We start from the raw sequence: 12,739 nt of genomic DNA, 5'->3' as shown, positions 1-12,739 counted from the left end.
AAATACAGACTCAGCCATTCAAGAAAGATGACCGCTACGCCCATCGACTTTGCGCTCTTTGCGCTACGCGGCTGCGCGCAAGACAGCACTTCATGAGAGATGCCATGACTCAACATTCAGATTCACTTTTGGATACAACTCCCGAGCCACACGCCTCACTACCATCACCAGTCACTCCGCGCAGTGACGATACGCGCTGGATGAGTGTTTCACTGGCACCGACAACTCAGCGGCTGGGCCGCTTCAGCATCGACACATGGCGCATCGCACAACTCGCGCCAGCCAAGGCTGAAGACGCCCATCAGCCTCAAGATGACAGCCCACGATCTGACTTCGCGAATCACCGCACGCTAGCACTCCAGTTACATCTCACCGAACGCACTGATTATCGCTACAACCTGCGTTGTGACCAGCCGCGGTTATTTGTGCTCTGCGAGGAGCGTGAAGACGATGGCATGCAGCCACGTGTCGTGACGGCCTGCCAGGAAGTCGCCTCTCAATGGATGGATGGTGATCAACTGGTGCTCGACACCCCCATGCCGCCCGCGCTGATGGTCTGGCTAGAAGGCTATCTGGCTCGTCATGGTGAGCGTGTCGATGAAGGCAAGAAGAAAAAGCGCAAGGGTGCCGGGCGGGCGAGTCAGTCAGGACAACCGCTCAAGCATTCACCGGATGCCCCCCAGCAAGCGGATGAAAAATCATGACACGCCGCCCGGAAAGCTCCCCGACCAACAGCGCTGATGAGGGACAGGAGAGTCTGCTGTCACGCTGGTCGCGGCGCAAACAGCACACCGACCACACGCAAACAAACAAGGCCAAAACAGCATTCGAGACATCGTCACGTACGCCCGCCACCTCAGACATGAGTACTGCGATAGCGGCGACCAGGGAAGCATCTGCGAGCCTGACGGATGATCAGCCACCCCCTGCTGGTCATCAGGGTGTGGCTGACAACGGTGAACTTCGTGCGGAGGTCCCAACCGACCAAGGGCATGCGGAGCAATGCATCGATGAGCACGAGGCTGACAAAACGTCTGCTATCGAGCTACCCGATCCAGAGACACTGATGCCTGATGCCGATGTCAGTGCATTCATGCAGACCGGCGTGGACCCCGCTCTTCGCCAGCAAGCGCTCCGGCGCATCTTCATGGGGGGAGAACACTCTTTGCGTGACGGGCTGGATGATTACGACCAGGACTTTTCCAAGATGCGCCCGTTAGCAGATGGCGTGGCCGAGACCCTGCGGCGCTGGACCCATAAGGTCGAGGAAAGCCTCGCAACACAGGACCAAGAAGACCAGAACGAAGAAGACCAGGAGCAGCCGGCGCCAGCCACGGGTCAGCAAGACACAGCGCTGGACGAAAATCATGAAAAGCATAATGAAGCAGACACAGAAACACAGCACGAACCTCACGATATAGCCACCACCGCTGAAAGCGTCGAGCCTCAACGTGAAGCAGACGATGTAACTGATTCAGCTTATGCGGATGATTCCCCAACCGCCGCCCAGCCCTCTACCAACGACACTTCACGATTACCCAACCTACCAGGATGACGCGCTGCGCACTTACCTTGAGTCAATATGACCCAGTTCAGCAGCTCACTATCGGTTTTGGGGTCAGCCTTATGGCTCATGAGTGACTACAGCGCGCATTAACAAGGTGCAATGTCTGCAACGCACTCGCTAGATTTTGCATGACATGCTTGCCACGCCGCAGCTCCTGATTCACTGAGAAATTCAGGGCGGCAGACAATGCCCGTGGCATCTGCCTACCTGAGCTATTCTTTTGAGGCGACCTGACCGCCCACGGCGCAATGCAGAGCATGCCATTGATCACCCATTGAAGGACTGTTGATTGCTGACCGGGCGTCTGCCTCGAGAATCTGCGGCGACAGGGCCCTGCGATAGCCTTCTGCCACCTGACGGCAGCAGCGACTGACAGGGCCGCAACGACCGAAAAGGATGAGTAAGATGACGGCGAGTCCCACGCACCCGCAGCCGCTTGATCCGGCATCGCGCGGCACGCCTTTGGCTGTACACGCCAGTACCGGCCTGAGCATTGAGAATACCCAGCGTGCGCTGAATAAACAGGCTCGCGAACGAGCACTGTCTTCCATGACAGGGTCTGCTGCGATCGGCACGCAGGCTCCCAGCCTCCCACTGCTCGCCAGCGATGCAGGTAGCGCGCCTATCCGCTATCGCAGCCGGGGGCAAACGCTGTTGGTCGGCAGTGAAGCACGGATACGCGCACTGGCAACTCTATTGTTACAGCTGCCCACCACGACACGATTGTCGCTGGCTCTACTGACAAGTGATCAGGATAACAGCGCCCTGGTCTCCCTCGATGAACAACACTTCACTGCAAGCCAGGCGCTGCCATCGCATACAGCATCTCGTAATGCGCTCAGCCTCTCGGGCTATCTTGGCCAGTTCATGCTGACCAGCGACGGGGTCAATCTGGCGTCCGCATTACTCCCAGCCACGCCTATCATTCAGCCAGACGGCCAGCCCAGCCTTCATCAGGTGACACATTTTGATCTGATTGCAGACTTGGCAACCCAGCCTCTCAACCAGGCAGAGCTTGCGCCACCAGGGTATTTACGTGCGCCAGATGCCGTATTGATCGAGCTGGACCGCTTGGCCTGTGATGCGCAGCTCGATGTCACTACGCTGCCAGAAATGACGGAATGGGCAGCTCAGTTCGGCGGTCTGGTCGGTAGTTTTGATAAACCGAACTATGTCAGCGTCAACCTGGATGTCTGCGCACATGCAAGTGCCGGCAACATCGGCTGTACGCGCTGCCTATCTTCGTGCAGTGCCGACGCCATCTTCTCGATCGCCGGTCGTCGCAACGCGCATATCGAGATTGACCCCTTCCTGTGTCATGGCGCAGCAAGCTGCATCAGCGCTTGTCCTACCGGGGCACTGAGCTTTACCCAACCTCCCGTAGAACAGCGCATGGAACAGATTCAGCGCTTGCTGGAGCGCTATCAGGATGCCGGTGGTATTTATCCACTGCTGCGGTATCGCCTTGATACCCCGGAAACTGACGCCTGTGCTGTTTCAGTCACCGACCGCGAGCGCTGCCTCGACATTACACTCGATGAAATCACTGCCACCGGTCACGACGAATGGCTCGCCGCACTTGCGCTTGGGGCATCTCAAATACTCGTCGAACTGCCAGACGCCCTTCCGGCAGGCCAACGCCAGCAGCTAGAGCAGGAGCGTCGCCTGACACTTGCGCTATTGGGCAGCATGCAGCTGGCCACCGATCACCATGGCACGTCACGCCTGGCATTCATTTCATCGTCTGCCAAGAAGACGTCCTCCGTTGAGGATGATACTAGTGCGCTGCCACTGATAACGCCGCTGTGTGTGGCGCTTGCGCCAGGTGCCAATAGTGAAGAGGAGCATCCGCTCGGTCAGCCGATTGCACGTGATTGGCTGCTGGGCCGTCCTGATGAGCGTCCCGGCAAGCGTGAACGCCTCAATCGAGTACTCGATCACCTGGCGGGCCTTGCGGCCGCTGATCTCGCGCAAGATTCGGTAGCAGTGCCTGAAGGTGCCGCCTTTGGAAGCCTCGCTATAGAGACTGAGGGCTGCACCCTGTGCCAAGCCTGTGTCGCGGTCTGCCCAACGACCGCACTGAGCGCCAATCGTACCTCTCCGGCGCTGTCTTTCACCCAGGGTGACTGCGTGCAATGCGGCCTCTGCGAGCAGGCATGCCCGGAGCAGGTCATCACCTTGACGCCCGGCTTTGTCCCACAGCCCGATGTTCGCCGCGACCCCCTGCTCCTCAAACAGGATGTACCCTTCCCCTGCATCAGCTGCGGCACTCCATTCGGCTCGACCGCCACCATAACCGCGATGCAAACGAAGCTGGCATCACACGCCTACTTCCAAGGTGATGGTGCCTTGCGGCTCAAGATGTGCAGTGACTGTCGCGTAAAGGACATCTGGCACGAAATGGCACGTAATCCCGACGCCCAACTCAAGGTCTGAGCCAATGACATTTCCAACGGCTCCTTCTGGAGACATTACGCCTATGGCATCTGAGGATGAATCAGTGATGAGCCACAGCGTCGAACAACAGGCGCTACGCTCTGATCTTTATCGTTTGCTGGCGCGCCTGATACGTGCTGCGCCTGACGAGGAGCTCATTGCGTTTCTCGCTACTCTAGAACACGACGCCATCACCCTGCCCGGCGCTGATCAGCAGCAGATACCGAGGGCATTGGCATCATTGTCATTGGCAGCGCGCGTTAGCGAACCGCGCCGCCTGGAGGACGAGTATTTCCAGACATTGGTCGGTGTCGTACAAGGCGAGATAGTGCCTTATGCCAGCTGGTATCTGACTGGTTCATTGATGGAAATGCCGCTGGTTGCCTTGCGCCAGGACCTCAAGCGCCTCGGATTCGAGCGTCAAAGCGATGTTCATGAACCCGAAGATCACCTCGGTGCGCTATGTGAGGTGATGGCCATGCTGATTGACGAGCTGCCTGGTGAACAGGCCGGCTTCTTCCGCCGCCACCTATCGAACTGGGGCGAACGCTGCTGCGTAGACCTCGCTCGACGTGACAGTCCGTTCTACGCCGCCGTCGGATATCTGGGTCAGGCCTTCCTGAATGCTGAGCGCTTGAACCTGGGCGAGTCTCTCACCGTGAGCACATATTCTGCAGCAGCGCGAACAGGCTCGGATACGAATAACGCGAGTGAATGGCAAGGCATCCGCCTCCCGTCATGATGACAACTGCGGGTATCGCACCTCAGGCGTCAAGGAGCTCGATTCACGCACTACATTCACGGCTAGGCTATTCGCTACGACATAGACCACCGCGAATGATATGACACACAACATAGCAATGCATGACAGCTATCGAAGACAGCCACGGCCAAGGCGAGATGAACACGTGATACAGCGCCTCTGCCAGACAGGAGATCAGCATGAAGACTGATGATGACAAGAAAGACACGCATAACCTCGCTCGCCAGGGACGCCGCAAGTTCCTGCGTGTACTAGGCGCCAGCACCGTTGGTGTTGCCACCGTGGGTTCATTGGCAGGAGCCGTGATTCCGGATACGGCAGCACCGGAGGCCAAAGACGTTGATAAAGCCTCCGATCGCTATCGCGAGAGTGATCATGTCAAGGCGTTCTACGCCACGCTGCGTGACTGAGTCGCGCCGAACGCCTGAATGATCATGCTGATGCTATAGACAGGCAGCGCCGGCAGCCGTCGCCACAGAGACACTGCCAGCCTGAACACGGGCAACGTGGAGTTCACTCCACGCTGCCATTGACCGCGACAAGTCGGCACAGGTCAGGGTACATGCCCTACCTGAAAGACCGCCGCTCCCGACACTGTCCCCTGACCCGCTCACGCGGCCTGGCCAGTGACTCGGGTGACGAGGAGAGATGATGTCATGCGACTGACCCCCACCCCCTCTGCCACAGAGACTACGGGACTCGGCATCAACCGCCGCCAGTTCCTGAAACGCAGTGGTGTTGCGACCGGCGGCCTCGCTGCGGCGAGCTTCATGGCTGCCCCGATGATGAGGCGCGCCGAGGCCAAGACCGAAGTGTCTACTGCTACGGTCGAGACGAAACGCACCATCTGCTCACACTGCTCAGTGGGCTGTGGTGTGTATGCCGAGGTGCAGGAAGGTGTCTGGACCAAGCAGGAACCCGCCTTCGACCACCCGTTCAACCGGGGCGCACACTGCGCCAAGGGTGCATCGCTGCGTGAGCATGGTCACTCGGACCGCCGCTTGAAATACCCGATGAAGCTTGAGGGCGGCAAGTGGAAGAAGCTGTCCTGGGAACAGGCCATCGAGGAAGTCGGTGACAAGGTGCTCGAGCTGACCAAACAGCACGGCCCTGACAGTATCTACTGGCTGGGCTCGGCCAAGTTCAGCAATGAACAGGCCTACCTGATGCGCAAGTTTGCCGCCCTGTTTGGCACCAACAATGTCGATCACCAGGCGCGTATCTGCCACTCCACCACGGTCGCCGGTGTTGCCAATACCTGGGGCTACGGCGCGATGACCAACTCGTTCAACGACATGCACAACTGTCGTTCGATCCTGTTCATCGGCTCAAATCCATCAGAAGCACACCCGGTTGCCATGCAGCATATTTTGCTGGCCAAGGAACGTTCCAACGCCGAGATCATCGTCGTGGATCCGCGCTTCACCCGTACTGCCGCCAAGGCGACCAAGTACGTACGTTTGCGCCCGGGCACTGACGTTGCCTACGTATGGGGCCTGTTGTGGCATATCTTCAAGAATGGCTGGGAAGATGAAGTCTATATCCAGCAGCGCGTTTACGGGATGGATGAAGTGCGTGCCGAAGTCGCCAACTTCCCGCCTGAAGAGGTCGAGCGCATTACAGGGGTCGGTGAAGCCGACATGCTCGACGTGGCGCGTCGTCTCTCCCAGAATCGCCCGGGCTGTGTTGTCTGGTGCATGGGAGGCACGCAACACTCCACGGGTAACAACAATACCCGTGCCTACTGCATCCTGGAGCTGGCACTCGGTAACATCGGCAAGTCCGGTGGTGGTGCCAACATCTTCCGCGGTCACGATAACGTCCAGGGCGCGACGGATCTGGGGCTGATGTCCCACTCCCTGCCGGGCTATTACGGCCTGACCGAAGGCGCATGGAAACATTGGGCCAAAGTCTGGAACGTCGATTACAGCTGGATCCAGAAGCGCTACGACCAGACCGAATATCATGACGGCAAGCCGATGCACACCAATGGCATCACGGTCTCGCGTTGGGTCGATGGCGTACTGGAAGATCCTGATCGCATCTCTCAGCGTACCGCACTGAAGGCGATGTTCTATTGGGGCCATGCCGTCAATTCACAGACCCGTGGGCCTGAGATGAAGAAGGCCATGGCCAAGCTGGACATGATGGTTGTGGTGGATCCCTATCCGACCATCGCCGCTGTCATGCACGATCGTACCGATGGCGTCTATCTGTTGCCGGCCTCCACTCAGTTCGAGACAAGCGGCAGTGTTACCAACTCCAGTCGTTCATTGCAGTGGCGTGATCAGGTCATCGAACCGATGTTCGAGTCCAAGCCTGATCACGAAATCATGTACCTGATGGCGAAGAAGCTTGGCTTTGCGGACGAGCTGTTCCGCAATATCAAGATCGAAGGTAGTGTCCCGCTGGTCGAGGACATTACCCGTGAATTCAATGCCGGCATGTGGACAGTCGGTTATACCGCTCAGAGCCCTGAGCGCATGAAGGCGCACCAGCAAAACTGGCATACCTTCGATTTCGAGACACTCAAGGCGCGCGGAGGCCCTGCGGACGGAGATTTCTATGGGATGCCGTGGCCATGCTGGGGCACGCCGGAAATGGGCCACCCGGGCACACCGATTCTGTATGACACTTCAAAGTCCGTTGCCGAAGGAGGCCTCAACTTCCGTGCGCGCTATGGCGTTGAGCACAACGGTACCAATATTCTGGCCGAAGGTTCCTGGTCCAAGGGTGCCGAGATTGAAGACGGCTATCCGGAGTTTACTGACAAGCTGCTCAAGCAGCTCGGTTGGTGGGACGACCTGACAGCAGAGGAGAAGCAGGCGGCTGAAGGCAAGAACTGGAAGACCGATCTTTCCGGTGGCATCCAGCGCGTCTCGATCAAACACGGCTGCGCCCCGTTCGGTAATGCCAAGGCGCGTGCACTTGTCTGGACCTTCCCTGACCCGATTCCCAAGCATCGCGAGCCGCTGTATACCGCGCGCCGTGATCTGGTGAAGGACTATCCGACCTGGCCGGATTCCGAATCCATCTATCGCCTGCCGACACTCTATGCCTCCATCCAGAACAACGACGTCAGTGCCAAGTACCCCATCACACTGACTTCTGGTCGCCTGGTGGAATACGAAGGGGGTGGTGAGGAAACGCGCTCCATTCCGTGGCTGGCCGAGCTACAGCAGGAGATGTTCGTCGAGATCAATCCTGCGCTGGCCAATGACCAAGGCATCAAGGATGGCGATATGGTCTGGGTAGAAGGCGCCGAGGGAGGCCGCGTCAAGGTCATGGCGATGGTGACAGAACGTGTCGGGCCGGACGTCGTCTTCATGCCCTTCCACTTCGGAGGTGTTTTCGAAGGTGAATCCCTCGAGTCTCGCTATCCAGAAGGCACGGTACCTTACGTCCTTGGCGAATCGGCCAACACGGCCACCACCTATGGCTATGACCCCGTGACCATGATGCAGGAAACCAAGGTCACGCTGTGTCGTGTCAGTCTCGCCTGATCCCTGATAAACAGCCGAGACAGCTTGAACGACAGCGTGGCAGATGCACTTTCAGACGGATAACGTCCAGCAGGAAGTGCATCACCTGAATCAGTTACCAGAATTGTCCGACCTGTTGACCGAGGAACCCGGCAACAGGCCGTGAAGGAGAAGCACCATGGCCCAGATGAAATTTCTCTGTGATGCAGAACGCTGCATCGAATGTAACGGCTGCGTCACGGCCTGCAAGAATGCCAACGAAACAGAATGGGGCATTCAGCGTCGTCGTGTCGTGACCCTTGATGACGGCAAGCCCAGCGAGGTCTCGATCTCGGTGGCATGCATGCACTGCGACGATGCACCGTGTATGGCGGTCTGCCCGACCGAATGCTTCTACAAGACTGATGACGGTATCGTGCTGCACGATAAAGACATCTGCATTGGCTGCGGTTACTGCCTGTACGCCTGCCCATTCGGCGCACCGCAATTCCCTCAACAGGGCGCCTTCGGTGAACGCGGCAAGATGGACAAGTGCACCTTCTGTGCCGGCGGTCCAGCTGAAAGCCCTGAAGAAGAGTATGAAAAGTACGGCGCCAACCGCATCAGTGAGGGCAAGCTACCACTGTGTGCCGAAATGTGCTCCACCAAGGCACTGTTGGCCGGTGATGCCGAGACTGTCTCGGATATCTTCCGTCAGCGTGTGGTCTATCGCGGTCACGAAGACGGTGCATGGTCACCGGTCGACAAGGCGAGCCATCCAGACACCTCGGCAAACCTGACCACCAGCAGTGTGACTCATCAGGCCGATAGTCTGGCCTATGACGCAGCCCGCAAGGGGTAAGGAGGCGACATGCGCGCGCACTTTACAACGCTCTTTACAATGTCACGCCTGCTCGTCGTGATCACGTTCCTCAGCTTGGTGATGGCGAGCCTGTGGCTGGCACCTCTTGCCGTGGCGGCCGACCCGAGCGCCGAGATCGGACAAGCCGTGGGAACGGTCGATGCTGACACCTGGCGACAGGTGAAGGATGGTGATAATTCCATCGACAGCCGCCACGACTCCAATTACAGCTTGATCAACCAGAGTGGTGAGACCTGGCGTCAGATCCGCAATCGCTGGATCTCGCCAGGTGGCCTGATCGCTCTGGGGGGCATGCTGGCAGTCCTCGCCATCTTCTATCTGCTGGTGGGCCGCAATGATCTTGATCACCCACGCTCCGGTAAGCTGATGTTGCGCTGGACGGCGCTGGAACGTGCCATGCACTGGACGCTGGCGACGCTGTTCCTGATTCTGGCGATCACTGGCATCAATCTGCTGTGGGGCAAGTTCGTGTTCCGCAACATCTTCGGGGATGTGTTCTGGGCCAACATGATCATGGCCACGAAACTGGCGCATAACTATCTAGGCCCACTGTTCTCGATCATGCTGATTCTCGTGTTGGCCAAGTGGCTGTCACTTAATCTGCCCAAGAAGCATGACTTCGAATGGTTCCGTCAGGGTGGCGGCATGATCAAGGGCAAGCATCCAGATGCCGGCTTTGCCAATGGTGGCGAAAAGGCATGGTATTGGATTCTGGCCAGCGTCGGCCTCGTCGTGGTTGTCAGTGGCCTGATAATGGACTTCCCCATCTTCGGACAGACGCGTGACGTCATGCAGTGGACGAACGCCTTCCATGGGATTGCATCACTGATCCTGATCGCCGTGTCTTTCGGTCACATCTATATCGGTACTGCCGGTACCGAAGGGGCATTGGAAGGCATGAAGACGGGCTACGTGGATGAAACCTGGGCCAAGCAGCACCACAACCTGTGGTACGACGAGGTCAAGCAGGCGGAAGCAGCGGATCCTCAGTCAGATCCTTCCACGGCATCCGATGACGCCTTGGCACGACATCAACGCCCCAATTGAGTCGATAACCGTCAGCCTGTCGTTTCAAGGCTCAATTGACCACTCGCCCGGACAGGTTCACCTGCCGGGCGTTTTGTTGCCTGCGCTCTTGATATCCATGTGCTTCCCCACTGGCAACACAGGTGTCTCACGTCACTAGTTCACAGCTCGTCATTAGTTGCGTAAAGTCAGTGAGATAGCCGCACGGTTTCTTGAGATGCGCCAATATTCATAGCGACAAGTCCACTATCTTGTCCTGTCAGGAGACAATCATGACTGATAAGAATATCCCTTCAGTTCAGAAAATCAGCGAACTGGATGAACAGACACGTACCGAGCTGGAAGCCGCTGCCTTTCGTCGCCTGCTCAAGCACCTTGACGACAACAAGGATGTGCAGAATATCGATCTGATGATTCTTGCCGACTTCTGTCGCAACTGCTTATCGAAATGGCTGGTGACTGCGGGTGAAGAGCGCGCCGTTGCGTTCGATTACGAGGCAGCACGCGAGCATGTCTACGGTATGCCCTATTCGGAGTGGAAAACACATCATCAGGGCAAGGCGACACCTGAGCAGCTGGCCGCACTCGAGGCACGTCAGCAAGGGAAGAAGGAGTGAACATGAGCAGCAACGACGTACAGATAGGCCTGACTATCGCGGTGTTGACCGTGTCCGACACTCGCACAGCCGAGAATGATCGTTCCGGTGACTCTCTTGTCGAACGTCTCACTGCGGCCGGCCACCAACTCCATGAAAAACGTATCGTGCCAGACGATGTCTATCAGCTGCGCGCCGTGGTCAGCGAGTGGATTGCGGATGCTTCGGTGCAAGTGATCCTGACGACCGGTGGTACGGGCTTCACCGGGCGCGACTCGACCCCGGAAGCGATACGTGTGCTGCTCGACAAGGAAATCCAGGGCTTCGGTGAGCTGTTCCGTCAGCTATCACATCAGGAAGTCGGAAGCTCTACCATCCAGAGCCGCTGCTTGGGTGGCCTCGCCAATCGCACCGTCGTCTTTTGCCTGCCAGGTTCCACCGGCGCATGTCGTACTGCATGGGACGGCATTCTCAAGGAACAGCTGGACAGTCGACACCGTCCCTGCAACTTTGCCAATCTGGTCATTCCGGAGCGGGGTACCCATGCCCACTGAGCCAACCTCACCCCTTGCAAAGACACCAACGGCGGATGCTTGCGGCTGTGACAGCGTGCCCGGCCCTACTCCACTCGCGCCACTGGCCAGTGCTCTCGTAGCCCTGCGTGAACACTGTGTCTTGATGGGAGTCGAGCGCGTTACGGTAAAAGAAGCCGCTGGCAGAGTCTTGGCAGACGATATCCTGGCCCAGCTGGATGTACCGCCTGCCGACAACTCCCAGATGGACGGCTATTGCGCACGCGTCGCAGATATTGGCAATGGTGCCTGGTTACCGGTCAGCCAGCGGGTTGCCGCAGGGCATGCACCGCAACCTCTCGCCAGCAAGAGCTGCGGAAGGCTCTTTACCGGGGCGGAGATTCCAGAGGGCGCTGATGTGGTAATCATGCAAGAAGAGGTCACGCTGCGTGAAAGCTCGTCGGGCGTCCAGGAAGCCTGGCTACCCGGCCCACGGAGGAAAGGCGATAACATTCGGGTCCGCGGGCGGGATGTCGCGTCAGGCAATCGCTTGCTTGCCGCTGGTATACGACTGGATGCTGCGGCGCTTGGCCTATTGTGCGGACAAGGGCTCAGTCAAGTGCCGGTGCGGCGCAAGGTCCGAGTGGCGCTTTTTGCCACCGGTGATGAATTGATAGAACCTGGCCAACCCTTGGCACGCGGCCAGATCTATAATTCCAACCGCGTCATGCTGAGTCAGATGCTGAGCGACTTTGGTGCTGATGTCGTGATCGCGCCTCTCAAGGTGCCTGACACATTCACTGACACGCGCGATGCGTTGGCATCAGCAGCTGAGGAAGTCGATCTGATCGTGACCTGTGGTGGTGTCAGTGTTGGCGAAGAAGACCACGTGCGCCCTGCCATCGAATCTCTCGGCAGCATTGATCTGTGGCGACTGGCCATCAAGCCTGGCAAACCCCTGGCGCTAGGCCGTATCGCGTCAAGTACCGGGCACTCAGTGCGCGTCGTCGGATTGCCAGGTAATCCCGTCTCCAGCTGGGTGGGCGCGTGGCTCTTCCTGCGACCGCTCCTGGGAGCGATGACCCGCTGCCATGCACTGCATGAATTGCCAAGACTCAAGGTGCGTGCTGCCTTTACCGCCAAGACCGCCATCCGTCAGGATCACCTGCGCGTGACACTGGCTCCCGGAAGCGATGGCCAACTGCAGGCCCATGCCTTCCGTGATCAGAACTCCGCCATCCTGTCCTCCTGCGTGGGCGCTGAAGCCTTGGCTATCATCCCACCTCAGAGTCGTATTTCAGTCGGTGATTCCATCGAATGTCTATGGCTTGTTTCCTGAGCAGTCTGGCAGACACTAGCAGTCACACCTGATGGCGCTGAATGGCGACAACCACCGTCCCTGTCCAGCGCCGTCTTGACCTTGCTAGCAAGTCCGGCACACTGATTCACTTTGCACTGCCAGATATGTCGCCTCTTCATGTGAGGTCAACACTAT

Annotated in this window: 11 protein-coding genes; all 11 read left to right on the top strand. The window is 58.2% G+C overall.

Features of this window, described 5'->3' with window-relative positions:
- Positions 1-104: 104 nt before the first annotated feature.
- The gene (locus GQR90_RS08485) at positions 105-704 is read left to right on the top strand and encodes a DUF3305 domain-containing protein (protein ID WP_233266492.1); all 600 of its coding nucleotides are present in this window, start codon (positions 105-107) and stop codon (positions 702-704) included.
- Entirely contained in the window at positions 701-1,555 is an 855-nt protein-coding gene (locus tag GQR90_RS08480; protein ID WP_158773722.1) for a DUF3306 domain-containing protein, read from the top strand. The genes GQR90_RS08485 and GQR90_RS08480 overlap by 4 nt, the downstream gene beginning before the upstream one ends.
- Before the next feature lie 417 nt (positions 1,556-1,972).
- Positions 1,973-4,003 carry a 4Fe-4S dicluster domain-containing protein gene (locus tag GQR90_RS08475; RefSeq protein WP_158773721.1) on the top strand — a complete coding sequence of 677 codons (2,031 nt, stop codon included), beginning with the start codon at positions 1,973-1,975 and terminating at the stop codon, positions 4,001-4,003.
- Positions 4,004-4,070: 67 nt separating this feature from the next.
- Complete coding sequence (locus GQR90_RS08470) at positions 4,071-4,745, top strand: TorD/DmsD family molecular chaperone (RefSeq protein ID WP_158773720.1); 675 nt, start codon at positions 4,071-4,073, stop codon at positions 4,743-4,745.
- 200 nt (positions 4,746-4,945) lie between these two features.
- Positions 4,946-5,176, top strand: coding sequence for a formate dehydrogenase (locus GQR90_RS08465; protein WP_158773719.1), 231 nt, complete (start codon positions 4,946-4,948; stop codon positions 5,174-5,176).
- Between the two features lie 246 nt (positions 5,177-5,422).
- Complete coding sequence (locus GQR90_RS08460) at positions 5,423-8,269, top strand: molybdopterin-dependent oxidoreductase (protein ID WP_158773718.1); 2,847 nt, start codon at positions 5,423-5,425, stop codon at positions 8,267-8,269.
- Positions 8,270-8,426: 157 nt separating this feature from the next.
- Positions 8,427-9,089 carry a formate dehydrogenase FDH3 subunit beta gene (gene fdh3B / locus GQR90_RS08455; protein WP_024953166.1) on the top strand — a complete coding sequence of 221 codons (663 nt, stop codon included), beginning with the start codon at positions 8,427-8,429 and terminating at the stop codon, positions 9,087-9,089.
- Between the two features lie 9 nt (positions 9,090-9,098).
- Positions 9,099-10,157 carry a formate dehydrogenase subunit gamma gene (locus GQR90_RS08450; protein WP_199269504.1) on the top strand — a complete coding sequence of 353 codons (1,059 nt, stop codon included), beginning with the start codon at positions 9,099-9,101 and terminating at the stop codon, positions 10,155-10,157.
- Positions 10,158-10,408: 251 nt separating this feature from the next.
- On the top strand, positions 10,409-10,753 hold the full coding sequence (locus GQR90_RS08445) for a DUF1244 domain-containing protein (RefSeq protein WP_158773717.1): 345 nt from the start codon (positions 10,409-10,411) through the stop codon (positions 10,751-10,753).
- A 2-nt stretch (positions 10,754-10,755) separates the two neighbouring features.
- Positions 10,756-11,286: a molybdenum cofactor biosynthesis protein B gene (gene moaB, locus GQR90_RS08440; protein ID WP_158773716.1), complete on the top strand. Its 531-nt coding sequence runs from the start codon at positions 10,756-10,758 to the stop codon at positions 11,284-11,286.
- Positions 11,276-12,583: a molybdopterin molybdotransferase MoeA gene (locus tag GQR90_RS08435; RefSeq protein WP_158773715.1), complete on the top strand. Its 1,308-nt coding sequence runs from the start codon at positions 11,276-11,278 to the stop codon at positions 12,581-12,583. The genes moaB and GQR90_RS08435 overlap by 11 nt, the downstream gene beginning before the upstream one ends.
- The last annotated feature ends 156 nt before the right edge of the window (positions 12,584-12,739 follow it).

Source organism: Cobetia sp. L2A1 (assembly GCF_009796845.1).
Classification (GTDB): domain Bacteria; phylum Pseudomonadota; class Gammaproteobacteria; order Pseudomonadales; family Halomonadaceae; genus Cobetia.
Note: the sequence above shows the minus strand (reverse complement) of the source record. Positions and strands in the feature narration are given on the sequence as shown.